This window comes from Nocardiopsis mwathae (genome assembly GCF_014201195.1).
Taxonomy (GTDB): Bacteria; Actinomycetota; Actinomycetes; order Streptosporangiales; family Streptosporangiaceae; genus Nocardiopsis_C; species Nocardiopsis_C mwathae.
The window spans coordinates 5,045,617-5,063,480 of record NZ_JACHDS010000001.1 but is presented as its reverse complement, the minus strand read 5'-3'; the positions used below and the strand labels follow the sequence as shown (position 1 = coordinate 5,063,480).

12 protein-coding genes and 4 pseudogenes are annotated in these 17,864 nt (G+C 66.0%); 8 read left to right on the top strand and 8 right to left on the bottom strand.

The window, feature by feature from the left end; genetic code table 11:
* Positions 1-51 precede the first annotated feature (51 nt).
* Complete coding sequence (locus HNR23_RS22320) at positions 52-1,635, bottom strand: class I adenylate-forming enzyme family protein (protein ID WP_184078426.1); 1,584 nt, start codon at positions 1,633-1,635, stop codon at positions 52-54.
* A 282-nt stretch (positions 1,636-1,917) separates the two neighbouring features.
* Between HNR23_RS22320 and HNR23_RS22315 the strand changes: the two genes are divergently transcribed.
* Positions 1,918-2,301 (top strand): hypothetical protein, encoded by a 384-nt coding sequence (locus HNR23_RS22315; protein WP_184078424.1) that lies wholly within the window; start codon positions 1,918-1,920, stop codon positions 2,299-2,301.
* Positions 2,302-2,770: 469 nt separating this feature from the next.
* On the opposite strand, the gene HNR23_RS22310 is transcribed toward HNR23_RS22315, so the two are convergent.
* Positions 2,771-3,406: a response regulator transcription factor gene (locus tag HNR23_RS22310; RefSeq protein WP_184078422.1), complete on the bottom strand. Its 636-nt coding sequence runs from the start codon at positions 3,404-3,406 to the stop codon at positions 2,771-2,773.
* Positions 3,407-3,714: 308 nt separating this feature from the next.
* Between HNR23_RS22310 and HNR23_RS27015 the strand changes: the two are divergent.
* Positions 3,715-3,842, top strand: a pseudogene (locus HNR23_RS27015) (IS5/IS1182 family transposase); the annotation flags it as partial.
* Between the two features lie 705 nt (positions 3,843-4,547).
* Here HNR23_RS27015 and HNR23_RS27570 read toward each other — a convergent pair.
* From HNR23_RS27570 to HNR23_RS27715, 5 genes and pseudogenes are all read right to left on the bottom strand, one after another.
* Positions 4,548-5,576 (bottom strand): annotated as a pseudogene (locus tag HNR23_RS27570) (DUF885 family protein).
* Positions 5,577-5,852: 276 nt separating this feature from the next.
* Positions 5,853-6,083, bottom strand: a complete 231-nt coding sequence (locus tag HNR23_RS27010) for a tyrosine-type recombinase/integrase (protein ID WP_343070663.1) — start codon at positions 6,081-6,083, stop codon at positions 5,853-5,855.
* A 72-nt stretch (positions 6,084-6,155) separates the two neighbouring features.
* Entirely contained in the window at positions 6,156-7,229 is a 1,074-nt protein-coding gene (locus HNR23_RS22290) for a tyrosine-type recombinase/integrase (protein WP_246421830.1), read from the bottom strand.
* 53 nt (positions 7,230-7,282) lie between these two features.
* Positions 7,283-8,386: an IS630 family transposase gene (locus tag HNR23_RS22285; RefSeq protein WP_184072741.1), complete on the bottom strand. Its 1,104-nt coding sequence runs from the start codon at positions 8,384-8,386 to the stop codon at positions 7,283-7,285.
* 500 nt (positions 8,387-8,886) lie between these two features.
* Positions 8,887-9,633, bottom strand: a pseudogene (locus tag HNR23_RS27715) (transposase family protein).
* A 416-nt stretch (positions 9,634-10,049) separates the two neighbouring features.
* Here HNR23_RS27715 and HNR23_RS27710 point away from each other — a divergent pair.
* The 6 genes and pseudogenes from HNR23_RS27710 to HNR23_RS22245 all read left to right on the top strand — a co-directional run.
* A pseudogene (locus HNR23_RS27710) lies at positions 10,050-10,646 on the top strand (polyprenyl synthetase family protein); the annotation flags it as partial.
* A 217-nt stretch (positions 10,647-10,863) separates the two neighbouring features.
* Positions 10,864-11,838: a terpene synthase family protein gene (locus HNR23_RS22265; protein ID WP_246421829.1), complete on the top strand. Its 975-nt coding sequence runs from the start codon at positions 10,864-10,866 to the stop codon at positions 11,836-11,838.
* A gap of 36 nt (positions 11,839-11,874) precedes the next feature.
* The gene (locus HNR23_RS22260) at positions 11,875-13,254 is read left to right on the top strand and encodes a cytochrome P450 (protein ID WP_184078406.1); all 1,380 of its coding nucleotides are present in this window, start codon (positions 11,875-11,877) and stop codon (positions 13,252-13,254) included.
* Positions 13,238-14,368, top strand: a complete 1,131-nt coding sequence (locus HNR23_RS22255; protein WP_343070662.1) for a Rieske 2Fe-2S domain-containing protein — start codon at positions 13,238-13,240, stop codon at positions 14,366-14,368. The genes HNR23_RS22260 and HNR23_RS22255 overlap by 17 nt, the downstream gene beginning before the upstream one ends.
* A 129-nt stretch (positions 14,369-14,497) precedes the next feature.
* Entirely contained in the window at positions 14,498-14,725 is a 228-nt protein-coding gene (locus HNR23_RS22250) for a hypothetical protein (protein ID WP_184078400.1), read from the top strand.
* Between the two features lie 219 nt (positions 14,726-14,944).
* Positions 14,945-16,267 carry a cryptochrome/photolyase family protein gene (locus HNR23_RS22245; RefSeq protein WP_184078398.1) on the top strand — a complete coding sequence of 441 codons (1,323 nt, stop codon included), beginning with the start codon at positions 14,945-14,947 and terminating at the stop codon, positions 16,265-16,267.
* Between the two features lie 98 nt (positions 16,268-16,365).
* Here the strand turns inward: HNR23_RS22245 and HNR23_RS22240 are convergent, their stop codons facing one another.
* Positions 16,366-17,823 (bottom strand): SDR family oxidoreductase, encoded by a 1,458-nt coding sequence (locus tag HNR23_RS22240; RefSeq protein ID WP_184080718.1) that lies wholly within the window; start codon positions 17,821-17,823, stop codon positions 16,366-16,368.
* Between the last annotated feature and the right edge of the window lie 41 nt (positions 17,824-17,864).

The following is a 17,864-nucleotide window of genomic DNA, read 5'->3' as shown; positions in this document are numbered from 1 at the left end:
TCGCCTTCTCGACGTAGCGGTTGGATTGACATGCGAACCAGAAGGTCTGTGCTAGACGCATTGCGATCTCAGGGCCACTTTGTCGGGCTTGCCGTTGTTATTCATCGGCAGAGCACTCAAGATGTTTATCTTCTCGGGCACGTGAATCGGGGACAGCGTCTCAGAAATTCCCGCACGGATATTCTCTACTTCGACCTTCTCAGCCGGATCGCATTCGATTGCGGCGTGTATGTGCTCGCTACCATCCTCGTCTCGCACCCCGTAGACGGCGGCGTGCCGGACACCCGGGTGGGCAAGAATTTCCGCCTCGAGAACTATTGGATGAACCTTGACGCCGCCGACCTTGATGACGTCGGCCACCCGACCCAAGAGAGTCAAATATCCTCGCTCGTCGAGACAGCCGATATCTCCGGTGAAATACCAGCCGCCACGAAGAACTCGTGCGGTCAATTCCGGGTCGCCGTTATAGCCGTCCATCATCTGAGGCGAGCGGACGCGAACCTCACCGATTTCACCAGCCTCTAGTTGCGCGCCCGAATCCGAGTTGCAGACAACGACCTCCACTTCAGGGAAGGGCCGCCCGACTGTGGCCGCGAGCTCCGGTGCGCCGTGCTCCGGAGGTGTCAGGGTCGTGATTCGACCGGACTCGGTCGTGGCATACCCCTGCGCCAACACAGGGCCGAAAAGCCGAAAGGCCTGCGCAATTCTAGCGGGTGCCGCAGGGCTGCCGCCATAGACAATCCGCTTCAGCGAGGACAAGCCCGCAGCTTCCACATCGTCACTGTTGCGGATTCCCTGTTCGAGCAGATGGTCGATGAGTTGGAACACGTGGTTTGTCGCCATGAACGTCCACGAGACCTCCTTCTCCGCGGAGACGGTGTGCACGAAATTCTCGGCATCGAAGCTCCCATGGAGATAGAGCGCTCCGCCCAAGGCGAAGACTGCGTCTGCCATCGGGGCAACGCCATGACTCAGAGGGGTCGAAATCAAGATCGACGCACAGTCGGATTCACGACCAAGATCCATCCATGCACGCACTGTGGCTTCCCACGCGCGGCCCGCCAACCGGATGCCTTTGGGCCGTCCCGTGCTGCCACTCGTGAAGTTGATGACGGCTAGCGCATCCGGATCCCATGACACTGCGTCCGGGGTATCGGCAACATCGACCCGGCCGACCTCATTGCGTTCCCCATGTTGAAGTCGGGTTACCGGGATCCCACTGCCATCAGCGAGCTCTGTCGCGCGCTCCGCACTTTCGGCATCGGCATAGACGGTTACGGCTTCGGTGTCGCGCAAGATCTGGATCTGGTGATCCAGCGGAAGGACCGTGTTCCTGGTACCAGGATTGGTGGTTCGCAAATAGCACACGGCGCCGCCGAGCAGATGTGTCGCGTACCGCACGGTGAGCGTCTCAGGGCTGTTGGGTGCGACCAGAATCGCTACTACATCCCCCTTGCCCACTCCGGAACTGCGCAGCGCAAGGAACGTTTCAGTTACGGACCGAATCAGGTCACGACCAGAGAAGGCTTCGCCACGCCAATAAACGACATCTCGATCCGGCGCGACTGCGAGCAGTGAGAGGATCTCCGAGACATAACTTTCAGTTGCGCTCCACCAATTCTCGGGTGTGCTCATGGGGCCTTCCTTTGATTTTGCCAACTATAACGACGTTATCCAATTGGGCGGTTCAATCTTCGCAGTGTAATTGAAGTAAGCGGTAGATCGTTCGACTGGCTAAAACGTAGTGTCGGAAGACATCCCGATCGGGGTAGCCGTTCGGCGCGCGCTGTACGGCTACCCACGGCGTCGGCGTTCTCGATTGGGTGCAGCTCGTTTCGAGGGATGTCCTGAACTGGGGAGATGTTGTTTGGTGTGTGGGTGGGCACGTCTGTCCTTGACGGGAGGAGGGCGGTGCCGATGGGGTCGTTGTTCGATGGGATCGGGGCCGAGGAGACCGTGGTCCGGGAGAGTGTGGAAGAACTCGTGTCCCGGGTGGCCGAGTTGATGGTGCGAGTGGGGGCCGGGCGTGAAGGGCGGTCTCGGCTGGTGATCACGCGGGAGACGGTTCTCGCGAGAATGGTCAGCGGTGATCCGGGAGAGACAGTTCGGGAGACGCCGTCGACGGCGAAAGCGGTGTCGCCGTTCGCGGGGGCGGGTCGGGTGGTCTTTCGCGTGCGGGCAGCAGAGGCCCGGACGGCGGCCGACCTGGAAGAGCAGTGGAGCGCGGAGAAGACCGGCAGCGAAATGTTCTACGGGCTGACTCCGAAGAAAGGGGAAGGAAGTAAAGGCGCTGCGACCTGAACGCACACAGCTCGAGTCGGCGTCCCAAGCCGAGAGAAACGCACCGGGCGACGTTGCTCTAAAGCGACCGTCAGGACAATGCAGGCTCGAACAAGAGTGGAAATTGCTGTTCGGCGCATTCGCCGCAATCCAGATACGGACGAGGCAGAAGGAGAACAAGACGCCCGACCCCAAGAGGCCTATTCACATCTGGAAGCAATAACCCGAGGGAGAAGTTGAGGGCTGTAATTCACAGAATTAGGACCGGGGGATTCGCGAATGCCCCGGTCCTATGTGGCTTGCTCGTCAGGCAGCGGCAGGCCGCGACTGAGGGAGGGCAGCCTGCCCCATGGCGCGGTCTCTCGCGTTCTCGACCACGACCCCGGGCGGCCCGGTCACGCCCACATCACCCATCCACACGCCAATCATCAAGAAGTATGTTTCCGGACTGGCCGTGCCGACGGACAGAAATTCGCAATCGGTCGACAGCTCACATAACGAGGAGCCCTAACTCTATGGCCCGAACGACCGCAAGGGTCCGATTTGGGCAGTTGAGCTTGGCTAAAATGATGCCGACCGCGCGTTTGACTCCATGTTCAGAGATACTCAGCGATCGAGCGACTTGTCGGTTACTCATCCCCTCGGCGATCAGGTGCAGTACCTGGTGTTCACGTGCCGTCAGTGCAATCATCGACGCGTGCTTCGAGGTGGTGCCTTCACCGGCTTGGTCGGGTGTCGTCACGGATCGTCGCGCCAGGGTCGCTGACACATGAAATCGTCCAGCTTTCACGTCGACGATCGCTTCGTGCAGGGTCTCGGGGCGGAGATCTGCCCAGCTCAGGAAACCGCTTGCATGATTGACCCAGGATTGCTCAACAAAGTCCGCCGAATCTACCAGGATCAGTACATGTATGTTCTGGATGCGCAGCTTTTCAGCGATCTCGCCAGGCACAGAACCCAAAGTATTGCTGTCTGAAATGATCAGCTGGACGTTGCAGAATGTCGAGAGATCTTCGAGGTCCGTTATGGATTGCACTGTCAGCTGGATATCGAGCGAACGAAGCATTCCCTCGATACTGTATCGACGAATGTCGTCTTCGATTATCAGCGCTATCTCGGTCTGCAACAGGGGTCGTTCAGCCCGCGGGGAAGATCGCCTGCCGGATAAATCAGGCGCCAAGCAGTCTATCCGACTACTTGAGTTTTCGTGATTTCCGCTGATCGAAACCGGTTGCCACGTCAACCCGTCCTTCGCGCTGCCCCTATCAGCGCGTAATCCCCCGTTGCCCATATCAATGATGCCCCCGTTAACTCACGCTAAAATCTCGAAGGTTCGAGCCCCGATAGACGAGGATGGCACGGAGCGACGGGAACTGTCCAACCCGAACTAAGGGTTGTCCCGTCACTGCTGGTCACGGGTGAGATGATCTTACCGTGTCTGCTGTGATCACGGTGTCGGAGGCGTCCTGGATACCCCGTTCACCGGGCTGAGCCCGCGTCAGTTCAGCAGGCTCATTACCGTGCTGCGGGGCGAGGGTGCGGATCCGGTACGCGAGGGCCAGAATTTCGCCTGGTGACCGATGGGTGGAATGTTCAAAAAATGACAAAATAAAGATCATTGGGTAGTCAAATTTCACGACTGTCGGCATTCGGTGGGTGGTCGGTCCCATCGACCTGACGCCGCGGCTGTCGGTGCCGATGTGCAGGATGGGTTGGTGTGCGGTCAAGGTCGTCCCGGTCGGCTACCAGCCACTGCGGATCGACGAACGGCCGCGGTGGAGCGGGACCACGCCGCGACTGGCGGGGACCCCGCAGCGCACCGGTCTTACAGTGCCCTTCAGCTGGGGAGACGGCTCCCGTCGGCCGCATCCGCCGCCCTGACCCGCGCCGGGCAACACCTTGTGCAGGCGCTGGAGACATCCCGACGGCTCGGCGACCGCACCAGTGAGGGCCGGGGCGCAACAGCCTCAGCGTCGCGGCGCGGCGAAACGACGAGTACGAACTCGCCACGCACTACACCCGGTAGGCGCTCGACCCGCACTTCCAGGCCAGCAACCAGTCCGACATCGCGTTCATGCTGACCGATCTCGACACCATGGAGACGCAGCTCGGTTAGCTCGCGCCCGCTGATGAGCACGTGCGCCAGGGCTTCGACCTCTTCTGGTGGATCGGCAACCAGCAACGAATGGCGTACGAGCTGGACCAGCTCGGCATCGTCTATACCCGGATCGGACTAGCCGACCTGCACGAGATCGTCGGTGAGCTCGTCAAGGCCGAGCGGGCCCAGCGACAACGCGGCCATGTGCCAGGCCTTGTGGTCGAAGCGGCTGCCGGGTGTAGTACGGGGCGGCCGCGCTGCCCTTGGGCACGACCCTCGTTTCGATGTCCTTCACCGGGTCGGCGATCTCGAAGTACGTCCCGTCAAGGTCGGCGATCGCACGGCAGGTCAGCTCGTGCAGCCGGAGACGGATCTGCTCCACTCCCTCCACGACGTCGCCGGCAGTATCGAGGTGGCGCATGGCCTCCGGTACCGAGGCGTCCGGAACAACCAACCGCGCCTGCTGCTCAAGCTGCGCGGCCAAGCAGCGGTACTCGGTCCAGCCCCAGTCGTACGTCTTGGCCAGGTCGATGTCCGCACCCGTACGCAGCCTGGCAAACACGCGGTATCAGCCCGAGCCGACACCATCGCTGATGCCCTGGGTTCGGGGCAGATACTCGTTGGCCAGCCAGCGCCTCAGCGCCGTCGCTGCCTCCACAGCGACTGTCGCGGCCTGGTCGAGCTCATTGCGAAGCGACTGGGACACATCGGCACCCGCACAGAACTCCGCGAACCAGCCCCGCCCGCCATACGCGGCGACCCACTGGCGCAGTTGCTCTACGGTGCCGTTCACCTGCCGGGGCGCCGCGAGGATTCCGCGCCTGGCACCCTCAGAGAGCGAGGCGATGTACCCCGCGAACGCCTCCGGCGTGCGCGCCATCCGCCGAGCGGCGACCGCCCAGTCGTCCTCGGTCTCGGTGGACATCAGCACGAGCATCTGCCGAACCGACTGAACCGGCCCGGCGATGGTGCGCACCGCACACAGCTGCTCGCCGGCCGCGCTCACGTCGAGCTGGGTACGCAAGCGCTCCGCCAACAGTCGCGCGCACCGACGCTCATGCGGGTCGGTGGGCGGTGCCGCCCGCACCAGCAAATCCAGCTCGGCCAGCGTCGTCCGCGCGAGCTCGTCCTCGGCGGCCGTGCCGTCCGGCGAAAGATCCGGCATACGGTCGTCCCAGGGGCGAAGGCCAACCATCATGGCCACCATAGGACTCAACTCGGCGAGCGACCCGACATACCGGTTTGCAAGGGCCCGGATTGTCCATGTCGTGTCCGGCGTGCTGCCTCGCGGGGCGTTCGACACTCACTCATTCTGGCACAGCCCGGCGAAGCGCAAGAGGTGTCTCTCGGGTGCTCAAGCCGGTGAGTTCGGCGACGAAGTACCCGTCCTGCCTTAGATTGGCCTGGAGGTTCCATGCTGCAAATATGTGGGGCTCGTAGTGTGTTCGAGCTACGAGCCCCACCCCTGTGTTTATCAGGCGATACTGTTCATGGTCTCCTGCCTGGTGCGGTTGCGGATTTTTCCGAAGGCTTCCAGGGCGCTGTCGTCGGCCTCGGGGAGGGTGTGGAGGTAGCGCTCGGTGGTGGTGATGGAGGCGTGGCCGAGGCGTGCCTTGACGACCATGAGGTCGGCGCCGCCGGCCAGGAGCCAGGAAGCGTGGGCGTGGCGCAGTTTGTGCACGGTGATGTCCTTCGGAAGGTCCACGGCTTCGCGGGCCGGGTGCCAGATGTGCTTGCGGAACCAGTCCGGGGGGATGTGTCCGTCGATGGTGACCCGTCAGCGTCGTCTGGGCTGGTCTTTGCCTTCGGCTCGGCGCAGGGCCCGGTAGCGGGCGAAGGCGGTGCGGCAGTGGTCGCAGCGGCACTTTCCGGTGGTGTAGGCGGTCGTGGTGCCGTGCCGGTAGCGGCGTCCCTTGTCGTTTGGCGCGGTGAGGCCCAGGTCGGCTCCGTCGGGGACCTCGGGGATGGGGGCGCCGGTGTCCTGCTCGGGGAAGGCGAAGATGAGGTCGTCCTCGCCGATGCCGTTGGCCATGGCGAAGGCGGCGATCTTCGTGACCAGGGGACGCCGGAGCTTGAGGCGGCGGAACTCGCCGTCCTTCGGGTAGTCCTTGACGAGGAACCTGCCGCCGGTGGGATGGAACTTCGGGGAGAGTTCGACGACGGCGCGGCTGACGGTGAGCATCCCGGTCGACCTGTCCAGGTCCTTCATGCGCAGCTCGCTGAGTTCTCCCCAGCGCAGCCCGGATTCGATGGCGACCTCCACCAGCAGCTTGAAGACGTCTCCCTCAATGTGGGTGTAGAAGTCGTCGAATTCTTCTGGGGTGATGATGGTCAGCGGTTTTCGGCTGACGTGGGGCAGGACGATTCCCTTGCAGGGGTGGATGAAGATGATCTGGTTCACCAGTGCGGTGGAGAAGATCGCGCTGAGGACCGTGATGGTGCGGCGGATGGTGCTGGGGGCGAGTCCCTTCTTCTGGCAGTTGCGGACGAATTCCTGGACGTGGCCGGGAAGAATTTCGTTCATGCGCATTTTGCCGAATTCGGGGATCAGGTGTTTGTTGACGTGGTAGGTGTTGTTCTGTTCTGTGGTCGCCTCCGCGACGTGGTTGGGTAGCCAGCTTTCCAGGACGTAGTCGCCGAAGCTCTGTCGGCCGTGGCTGACGCTGGTGACGCGGCCTTCGGCGACCCTGGCTTCGGCTCGCTGCCAGGCCTTGGCTGCTTCCTTTTCGGTGTCGTAGGTGCCCGCGGAGCGCTCTTTGCCTCGGATGTCGATGTAGCAGGCGGTGAGCGGGTCTTGCCCTTCTTGGTGGTGCGTGGTTTGACGAACCCCATGCCAGACCCTCCCTTTCATGATCTCTGAGTGGGCGGGTGCGGGGCGAGCAGCGGGTCGCTGCGAGGTGCCCACTAGTGTCCTGATTGGTTAGTTCGTTTGTTGATTTGTTGGCAGTAGAAGGCAAGGCTGTCGAGGATCTCCTCGGCGGTCTTGGTCCACACATATGGGCGGGGGTCCTCGTTCCAGGACGCGGCCCAGGCGCGGATGTCCTTTTCCAGGGCTTGGACGCTGCGGTGGGTGCCGCGGCGGATCAGCCGCTCGGTGATCTCGGCGAACCAGCGTTCGACCAGGTTCAGCCAGGACGAGCCGGTCGGGATGAAGTGGAGGTGGAACCGGGGGTGGCGCAGCAGCCACCTGCGGATCTCGGGTGTCTTGTGCGTTGCGTAGTTGTCCAGGACCAGGTGTACCTGCAGCTCGGCAGGGACCTCGCGGTCGATCTTGGCCAGGAACTTCTTGAACTCCGTGGCGCGGTGCCGGCGGTGGATGGAGGTGATCACCCGGCCGGTGGCGGTGTCCAGGGCTGCGAACAGGCTGGTCACTCCCGCGCGCACATAGTCATGGGTCGCGCGCTCGGGTGTGCCGGGCATCATCGGCAGGACCGGCTGGGTGCGGTTGAGGGCCTGGATCTGGGATTTCTCGTCCACGCACAGCGCGACCGCCCGTTCGGGAGGGTCCAGGTACAGGCCGACCACGTCGCGGACCTTGTCGATGAAGAACGGGTCGGTGGAGAGCTTGAACGACTCGGTGCGGTGGGGTTGCAGGCCGAAGGCGTTCCAGATCCGCCAGACCGCGTTCTGGGTGAGGCCGGTGTGCTTGGCCATGGAGCGTGTGGACCAGTGGGTGCCGTGGGCGGGCCTGGTCTCCAGGGTCGCGGCCACGACCGCCTCGACCTGGGCGTCGGTGACGGTGCGCGGCCGGCCCGGCCGTGGTTCGTCGGTCAGGCCCTCCAAGCGGTGCTCGGCGAAGCGCTGCCGCCACTTGGTCACCGTGGGCGCCGACACCCCCAGCTCGCGCCGCACTTGGGCGTTGGACATGCCCTGGGCGCAGGCGAGCACGATCCGCGCCCGCAGGGCCAGGTCCTGGGCGGTCTTGCGGCGTCTGACCCACCGCTGGAGCTCGGTGCGCTCGTCCTCGGACAGGTCCAGCGGTGGCGGTTTCGGCCCGGGAAGACTCATCCCACAACCATAAACGAACTAACCAATCAGGACACTAGCGGGGAAGTTCGGGTCACGGAGGGTTGTGACGCGGGCGCCGGATGCCAGTGGAAGGATCCTGCAGCGCCGATTTCGGGAAGCGCGGGTTTTCGGCGGGGTCTGTGTCCGTCATTTGTCCGTGGCACGGTGCGGTTGAGGGTGGTATGAGGCGACACGTCGTGACACGGCAGATGCGGGATGAACTGCTGAAATGCCGGTTTTGTGCCCGCTTGGGCAGCTATGTACTTTGCTGATAAGGATGAGGCCCCAGGTTCAAGTCCTGGTACGCCCACACGTTTTCGCAGGTCGGAGCCTTGTATCCCCCTCGGGGTGCAGGGCTCTTCGGCTATGTGTCCGTTCGTCCGTCGTTCGTTCGCAGGCTACGATGCCTCGCGCCGACCGAGACTCCCCATAAGCCACCCTGAACTGGTGGTTCCTGCCCTCTGTCATCGTTTATGGCGATGATGTCACTGAGGGTTTTTTCATCCCGTCTCACGGGCCTGAAGCACGAGAATAGCGCGGGCGATCTCACCGGCGTGTAGCGGGCAACACCGCCGTTTGCGAAGGACACGCCCATCCTTCAGCGCGGCGTTGGCCCGCTCACCCGGACTGCGCAGCCGGGCGTGCTCACGGTTGGGCTGCTTCTTCCGCTCCGGTTTACCGCGTCCCTTGAACGGCGTGACCACGCCCCTGCCTGCGCCGACGTGCCCCTTGCCGGTGAGAGCGACCAGCCCGCTCTCCTTCAGGCGGCGCAGTACGCCGTACACGCGGGTGGCTTTCAGGCCGCGCACCGCCCCGGAAGGTTCCCATCGTCCCACTGCGGTGTGCCGTCCGGAGCGGCTACCGACTGGACGTTCCTCCCGTGCTTCTTGTGCTTGCCGGAGTGTACAGAGGGGGCCGGTCGGAGGCCACCCGGTCGATGGGGATCAGCGTGCCGTCGGGCACGGCAAAGCCGTGCCCGGCCCGCGTGGCCCGCCGCAGTGCCTGACCAAGGGCGGGTGCCCGCTCGGCGAGCAGCCGGTGGTCTCGCGCACGTAGCGCCAGGCAGTGGTCGTGCTGGCGGCGAATCCGGTTGCGAGCAGCGCGAAGGTGTCGTCCTTGAGCAGGTGGACCAGGACGAGCAGCGCCCGGCGGGCCGGATTCTTGGCTCTCTGGGACGGGTTGATCCTCGTGCGGCGGTCCTGGTTGAGCCGGGCGGTGGAGTTCGGAGTCCGGCGTGACGACGGCAGGGGGCAGGGTAGAAGGGTACCGAGGCCCCTTGTGCGGTGGTCGATCGTGGTTGACGAACCATCCGCCAGGGGTTTCTTCGTGTCGTGGGGTGTATCAAGCAGCTGTGGCCGAGGTGTGACCTGCGCTTTCATAATGAAAGGGCCTCATTGAGTCGACCGCCCCACGACCTTTCTGTGCGGGTCGAAGATCAATTCAAACCTCGATATGGGAAGCGTTCGGCAACTCAAGGAAGCCTATATATCAGAGGTGAGATGCGTATGGTACTTGAGTGGCCTCGGGAACGGCCGAGCAATCCGGTAGCACTGAAGTTCTATCTGTGATCCGTGCGCCCCCGACGTGGGTGGTTTCCTACCTTCCCTCCTGGGAATATCAGGTCCAAGAACCCAGCCGGGCATGTGGATGGTGTCGCCGATGCATGCCCTGGGCGGTCAGCCGGCGGCCTCGGGCCATGCTTCGCGTTTGGGTCGTCTCGCGCGCCAGCAAGGAAAGGGAAAGGTGGGCAGAGATGGGACGCATTGTGGGAGATCATTATGCTCGGCAAGCCATGGAAATCGGCGCCGGGACCCTCGTCGGTGACCTGGCGCTGGTCCGGTCCGATGAACTCCTGCACACCGCCGGACTCACCCCTGTTCCAGTGGCGAGCGTGCTGCCGCTGATTGACGCCGCGCGCACCGAGGCCATGCACGGCCAGTACCTTGACCTCTCCCCCGCCGGTCGGCCGACCGCTGACGTGCGGCGGGCCGTGACGATCTGTCCCTACAGGACCGCCAAGCACACCGTTGAGCGATCCTTGCACGTCGGTGCCGTCCTTGGGAGTTCCGATGGGGTATTCCCGCTGTCCTTGAGTGACCGCGCTCTGCCCATCGGAGAGGCTTTCCGATCGCGCGACGATCTTCTCGGTGTGTTCGTTGAACCCGAGCAGATCGTTGAGTGCCACCTGGATGACTTGCGAGAAGGCGAGCGCCCCGCGCGCCTCGTCATCGCCGTGCAGCGTGCCACGCAGCTCCGGCTGCGCGAGCTGGAAGCGCTCCCGAGGAGTCCCGACCCGAGCGAGCGGGGAGTCCGGAGCGGACGCCGGATGCTGTTCGGGACCGTGGCCCGGCGGCAAGTCGGGGGACTGACTGAGGAACGGAGCGCACGAGCCCGACAGGCTCTCGATGACAGCCCGTTCGACCACCGAACCCGCACGCCCCTGCGGGATCCAGCCACATGGCCACGGAGCGCACGACATGACGAGTTCAGCACGGCCCAGCACCGGCCCCATCCGGGTCACCATCCCGTATGCCTCCAGGACCAGCGCGGACGTGGCGCGCTCCCGTCTCCGTCACCACGCCTGGGTCGCCCAGCGCGGCCTATGGCCGGACTCGCGGACAGAGCAGGCGTACCGAGCCGCGGACTTTCCCCTGTTCGTCGCACGGACACACCCCTGGGCAGAGGGTGACGATCTCGACCTGGCCACGGATCTGGTGGGGTGGAGCTGGCTGTGGGACGACTCGCTGGACAAGCAGGCATCCCCGGTATGGGCCGCGGATGCCCTCGACGCCTACCGCTCTGTCCTGTACGACCACCCGCCACAGACCCCGGACACGCCGCTTCTCGCGGCCTGGCGTCAGCTCTTGGCGCGCCTGGAACATCGCACGACCGCCGACTGGCGCCGGCGGCACGAAGCACATTGGGAGGCAACCTTCAAGAGCTTCCTCCAAGAGGCCCACAACAACGCCGGAAAGATCGTTCCGGAGTTCGACACATACGTGGCCATGCGGCGTAACGCCGGCGGGATGGACATCTGCCTCGACTGGGTGGAGGCCGTGGGGCGCTATGAGCTGCCGCTTCACGTTCATGCGATGCCCGAATTGATCAGCATGCGTCAGGCTGAACAAGACGTGGTGGCGATGACCAATGACCTATTCTCGGCAGGCAAAGAATGGGCGGTCGGAAACACCGACAACATCATCCCGGTACTGGCGCAAGAGAAGAACTGCTCATGGCAGGACGCAACCCGTCTTGCCCATGAATGCATCTCCATGGCGCTCCGGAACTTCCACGATGCGGAGAATCGGTTCCTTTCCTCGCGTCCCTACCGAGAACTGCCGCGCGCGGATCGGGAGAACTCCGACCACTTCATCGAGGCGATGAAACTCTGGATGCGTGGCAGCTTGGATTGGCATCTCACCTGCCCTCGCTACCGAGAGGTGACTTCGTAACGGATAATCAGCACAGCAGAAAACGAAAGGACGTCTATGACAACCGCTGCGTCCGCCCCGGGCGCACTTCCTCTGCTGGGCCATGCCATACCGCTTCTGCGTGATCCGCTGGGTTTCCTCCAGTCACTTCCTCCTAGGGGAGACCTTGTGGAGATCCGAATCGGCCCCTACAAAGCGCTGGTCATGTGCACCCCTGAACTGACTCACCAGGCTCTTCTGAACGGACGGATCTTCGACAAAGGCGGCCCCTTCTACGAAAGCGCCCGCAAGGTGGTGGGAAACGGGCTTGTCACGTGCCCTCACCGCGATCACCGCGAGCAGCGAAGGCTGGCCCAGCCGGCCTTCCACACGAGTCGCTACCCCCTATATGCGCAGGTGATGACCGCGCAGATCAGGGAAACAGCCGACTCATGGAAGGACGGCGAGTCCATCGATCTCCTTCACGAGATGACCGCGATGGCCGCCCGGATCGCCGCCAAGACGATGTTCCACTCCCTGCTGCCCCCCCACCTGGTGGAGGCCGCAGTCGCGGACATCGGCGTCATCATGCGCGGCATCTACAAGCACACGCTTGCACCCTGGCTGAGCAAGCTGCCCACACCAGAGGAACACCGCTACCGGCGGGCACGACACCGCCTACGCCACACGATCAGGCACGCCATCGAGCACCACCGAGCCAGCCGGACCGATCACGCCGACCTCCTGTCGATACTGCTCGCCACACGCGACGGCCTCGGCGACAACACCGAGCAGGGCCACATCAGCGATGAACACATCGAGGAGCAGGTCCTCACCTTCTTCCTCGCCGGGGTCGAACCCACCGCTGCCACCATCGCTTGGGCACTGCACCTACTGGCGCAGCATCCCCACATCGAGCAGCGGCTTCACGCGGAAGTCGACGCCGTCCTCGCAGGCCGGAGACCGGCCACCTATGAGGATCTGCCCCGACTTCAACTGACCCGGCGCATCGTCGTCGAAACGCTGCGGCTCCACCCGCCGCCATGGATGTCCACCCGAACCGCCGTCGCCCACACCCGGCTCGGCTCGCACAGAATCCCCGCCGGTACCGTCCTCGCCTTCAGCCCCTACCTCATGCACTACGACCCGCAGCTCTACCCGGACCCTCATACCTTCGACCCCGACCGCTGGGCCGACCGGCGCCTTCCACCGCTGTCGCCCACGTTCCTGCCGTTCGGAGCCGGGGCGCGCAAATGCATCGGCGACACCTTCGCCCTCACCGAGTCGGCGCTCGCGCTCTCGACCATCACAGCACGCTGGCGCCTACAGCACGTGCCGGGCCGAGCGGTCCGATCGGCGGTCAGCGCCGTAGCCAGCCCAAGAGGACCTCGAATGCGGCTTCTCGCACGGCACGCCCGCCCACCGGCGGCACCCCCGGCACATGCTCAAGGACTCTGAGATGGCCCGTGACACCCACACCCCGCCAGCGGCATCCGCCGGCCCTCCCCTGCCCTACCCCACCGGCTGGTTCGCTATCGCCTGCTCCGGCGAGATTCCACCAGGCCGCGTTCTCACGCGTACCTTCATGAACGAGGAGGTCGTTCTCTACCGAACCCGAGGCGGCCGCCTACGGGCCGTCCAACCCCACTGCCCTCACCTCGGTGCTCACCTCGGCCACGGTGGCACCGTCAAGGGTGAACACCTCATCTGTCCGTTCCACCGGTTCGCCTTCGCCACCGACGGCACATGTACGGCCACCGGCTATGGCACCCAACCGCCCCGAATCTCTCTGACCGCACTGCCGCTGCATGAAGTCAACGACATCGTCTTCATCGGCTACGAACAGGACGGCAGTGCGCCAGCTTGGCAGATCCCTGACCTGTCGGGACCTCCCCAGCGCCCCTACTGCCGTCCTGTACACCACACCTTCACCCTCGCCGGGCACCCCCAGGAGGTCTGCGAGAACGCCGTCGACAGCGGACACCTCGCCGCCCTCCACGGGTTCACCGTCCTGCAACCTCCCGAGAACGACCTCGTCTACCACGACACCTGGTTTACCTACACCATGCGCGTCGGTCGGCGCGTGCCTCTGCTGGGCGAGGTACACCTCACCCCACGCATCCATGTCTACGGAGTCAGCGGCATCCGTGCCGATCTGCCCCTGCCCGCCGGCCTAGGCCGACTGCGCATGTGGGTCCTTCCCATCGCCACCGGGCCGTGGCACATCGAAATCCGCCTCCCCATCAGCGCAGCACTTCCAGCTCTGCGTTTTCTGCCCCCTGCGCTGCGCGCTCCCGTCGGCGAACGCCTCGCGCGCCTGCTAGCCCGCCTCTACAAACCCCTACTCAAATGGGATATCGGCAGTGACGTGCCCATCTGGAATCACAAGCGCTACATCGATCCGCCGCGCCTAGCACGCGGAGACGGACCGATCGGTACCTACCGTAAGTGGGCGCGACAGTTCCTCTCAGCACCGTCCGGGACGCCGAACAGCTCCCAAGGCGAAGAGCGCCTTCACAGGTCGTCCCGCCCCGATCAAGAACGGCTACTCAACGACCAGGATCATCCGTAAGGCCGCGTTCGAGGCGGCTGTGCCTCGTGCCGGATGTCATGGAGGCATTCATTCCCGGGAAAGGCGAGAGTCATGGCGCCGATCGGGAGATGCCCGGATGGTCTGCGGAAATGCGTGGCCAGGATGGCCGTGAACGCCAGTCGGAACCCGACCACAGGGGCCTGGGCGCTGGCGCGGATCGCCCGGTATCTGGTCATCGACCCCGATACCGGGTGCAACCGGGCCACCCAGGCCGAGGCGTTCCACTCGCTGCCCAAGGCCGCACCGGTCCGCTCCAGTCGGCCATGGACCAGCTTCGACGAGCCGGAATCGCGGTCGACGAGTACATCGGCTGTGAGTGCGGGTCGCGGGGGGTAGGGCGCGGCGGGCGGCTGATGCGGGTGCGAGGTTCCCATCGCATCGATTCGGGACGAGCCGGGAGCCTGTCCTCCGTGGGAGCGCTCCTCGGCACCGCTGATCCCCTACGGGCAGGTCGCGGGTGGTCGGCCGCAGCACGACACGCCTGACCACTGCCGCTGCTCCACGGATCGGAGCGGTCGCGTTGAGTACATTTCGGGGTGGGAGGCAGGAGGTCGTATGCGTCCGACCATCGTGTTGTTCACCAGGGACCTGCGGGTCCGCGATCAGCCGGCGCTGGCAGCGGCGGTCGACCGTGGTGCTCCCGTGGTGCCGCTGTTCGTCGCCGACCCCGCGATCACGGCCCGGGCGGCACGGAACCGGATCGCCTACCTGTGTGAGGCGCTCTCGGACCTGCGCGGCGCCCTCCGGGCGGCGGGCGGGGGCCTGGTGCTGCGCCGCGGCGACACGGTCCGCGAGACGATCCGCGTCGCGCGGGAGACGGATGCCGGGCGCGTCCACCTGAGCGCGGACGTGAGCGCGTTCGCCTCCGCGCGTTCGGCGCGGCTGCACCGCGAGGCGGCCGCCGCGGGTGTGGAGGTCGCGGAGTTCCCCGGGGTCACGGTCGTCCCCCCGGGCGAACCGGTGCCGGCGGGAGGCGACCACTACAAGGTCTTCACGCCCTACTGGCGGGTGTGGGAGTCGTGCCGCCGGCGCGACGTGGTCGCCGCGCCGACACGCCTCGGCCTGCCCCCGGGGATCGCCGAGGGCGGTTCCCCGGAGGACGTGCTCGGTGGGGCCGACGAAGGCGTCGGCGACCTGTCCCCGCTCAGGCAGTCCGGCGGTGAGCGGGCGGCGCGCCGCCGCCTGAGCGCGTGGCTGTCCGGGGGCTGTTCCTCCTATGAGCAGACGCACGACGACCTCGCCGCGGCCGCGACCTCCCGGCTCAGCGCCGACCTGCGCTTCGGCTGCCTGTCCCCGCTGGAAGCGGCGGAAGCCGCCTGTGCGACCCCCGGCGGCCGCGCCTGGGTCCGCCAGCTCGCGTGGCGGGACTTCCACCACCAGGTCACCGCGGCTTTCCCCGGCATCGCCGTGCGTGACTACCGGCCGCGCGGTGCGCGGTGGCGCGATGACGAGGAAGGTCTTGAGGCATGGCGCCGCGGCCGGACGGGTGTGCCGATCGTGGACGCGGGGATGCGGCAGCTCATGTCGGAGGGCTTCATGCACAACCGCGCCCGCATGATCACCGCCGCGTTCCTCACCCGGTACCTGCGCGTGCACTGGAGGAACGGCGCAGCCCACTTCCACACCCTGCTCACCGATGGCGACATCGCCGACAACTGCGGCAACTGGCAGTGGGTGGCCGGGACCGGCAACGACACCCGCCCCAACCGGAGGTTCAACCTGCTGCGGCAGTCCCGGAGGTTCGACCCGGAGGGCACCTACATCCGCCGCCACGTCGCCGAGCTCGCCGACCTTCCCGGTGCGGACGTCCACACCCCGTGGCGGGCGCGGACCCCGCCGATCGGCTACCCGAAGCCGCTGGTGGAGCTGGGTGAGTGAGCCGCGGGCCCGGCGGCGCGGAAGCCGCGGTCCCGCAGGAGGAGGGGACAGGGCGCGCGGTTCGCGGAGGCGGTGGGCGAGACCCCACCGCCCGCGCTTCAGTCGGCTGTGCCGTCCGACTCCGCCGCGGCGGCGATGTTGTCCGCCATGGCGCCGAAGACCACGCCGTGGAACGGCGCGATGCCCCACCAGTACGCCTGGCCCGCCAGCCCGCGCGGGTGGAAGACCGCCCGCTGCCGCAGGACGGTGTTCGGCTCCCCCGGCTCCACCCGCAGCTCCAGCCAGGCGAGACCGGGCAGCCGCATCTCGGCGCGCAGCCGCAGCAGCCGACCGGGCTCGATCTCCTCGACCCGCCAGAAGTCCACGGAGTCGCCCACGCGCAGCCGCTCCGGGTCCCGGCGCCCGCGGCGCAGCCCCACCCCGCCGAAGAGGCGGTCGAACCAGCCGCGCGCCGCCCAGGCCATCGGCCAGGAGTACCACCCCCGCTCTCCGCCGATGCGCTCGATGACGCGCCACAGCGCCCCGGGCGGCGCGTCGACCTCGCGCCGCCGCTCGTCCACGTACAGGGAGCCGCCCGTCCACCCCGGATCGGTGGGCAGGGGTTCGGACGGCGCGCTGGGCCAGTCCGCGGACGACCACCGGGTGTCGACCCTGGCCTCGCGGACCCGGCCCAGGGCGAGCCGTACCGCCTCGTCGAAGCCCAGGCGTTCGTGGTCGTCGAGCAGGTCGGCCAGGTCGTCCTCGGCGCAGACGACCTCGTTGCGCAGCGAGTCCACCAGCGGCCGGGCGATGGAACCGGGGACCGGGGTGATGAGGCCGACCCACAGGCTCGACAGCCAGGGCGTGAGAACCGGCAGCGGGAGGATGATCCGTCGGCGGATACCCGCGACGCGTGCGAAGCGCTGGATCATGTCGGCGTAGGTGAGGACATCGGGGCCGCCGATGTCGAAGGCGCGGTCGACGTCGGCGGGCAGCTCCGCCGACTCCACGAGCAGGCGCAGCACATCGCGCACGGCGATCGGCTGCACCCGTGTCCGCACCCAGCGCGGGGTGGTCATGACCGGCAGCCGCTCGGTGAGGTAGCGGAGCATCTCGAACGACGCAGAGCCCGAGCCGATGATGACGGCCGCGCGGAGCACCGCGGTGGGAACCGGTGAGTCGAGGAGGAGCCGACCGACCCTGTCCCGGGAGGCGAGATGGGCCGACAGCGGTTCGCCGCGCGGCGTGAGGCCGCCCAGGTAGACGATGCGGCGGACTCCGGCGCGTGCGGCGGCGTCGGCGAAGTTGCGCGCCCCCTGCGGGTCGCGTCGGCGGAAGTCCCCGCCGCCCATCGAATGCACGAGGTAGTAGGCGGTGTCGATACCGCTCAGCGCCGGGGCGAGGCCGGCGGGGTCCAGCACGTCGCCGGGTACCGCCTCGACCCTGTCCCGCCAGGGCAGGTCCCGCAGTTTCCCGGGTGAGCGCGCCATGCACCGCACGTCGTGCCCGGCGTCGAGCAGCCCAGGAACCAGGCGCCCGCCGATGTAGCCGGTCGCTCCGGTGACCAGCACGCGCATGCCGTCTCCCGTTCCGGCGTTCCCGGACCCCATGGCCCCGA

What these genes read in the sequence shown, in the direction of transcription:
- HNR23_RS22320 (WP_184078426.1), bottom strand. Translation starts at nt 1,635, where the DNA reads ATGAGCACACCCGAGAATTGGTGGAGCGCAACTGAAAGTTATGTCTCG.
- HNR23_RS22315 (WP_184078424.1), top strand. Translation starts at nt 1,918, where the DNA reads ATGGGGTCGTTGTTCGATGGGATCGGGGCCGAGGAGACCGTGGTCCGG.
- HNR23_RS22290 (WP_246421830.1), bottom strand. Translation starts at nt 7,229, where the DNA reads ATGAAAGGGAGGGTCTGGCATGGGGTTCGTCAAACCACGCACCACCAA.
- HNR23_RS22285 (WP_184072741.1), bottom strand. Translation starts at nt 8,386, where the DNA reads ATGAGTCTTCCCGGGCCGAAACCGCCACCGCTGGACCTGTCCGAGGAC.
- HNR23_RS22265 (WP_246421829.1), top strand. Translation starts at nt 10,864, where the DNA reads ATGACGAGTTCAGCACGGCCCAGCACCGGCCCCATCCGGGTCACCATC.
- HNR23_RS22260 (WP_184078406.1), top strand. Translation starts at nt 11,875, where the DNA reads ATGACAACCGCTGCGTCCGCCCCGGGCGCACTTCCTCTGCTGGGCCAT.
- HNR23_RS22255 (WP_343070662.1), top strand. Translation starts at nt 13,238, where the DNA reads ATGCTCAAGGACTCTGAGATGGCCCGTGACACCCACACCCCGCCAGCG.
- HNR23_RS22245 (WP_184078398.1), top strand. Translation starts at nt 14,945, where the DNA reads ATGCGTCCGACCATCGTGTTGTTCACCAGGGACCTGCGGGTCCGCGAT.
- HNR23_RS22240 (WP_184080718.1), bottom strand. Translation starts at nt 17,823, where the DNA reads ATGCGCGTGCTGGTCACCGGAGCGACCGGCTACATCGGCGGGCGCCTG.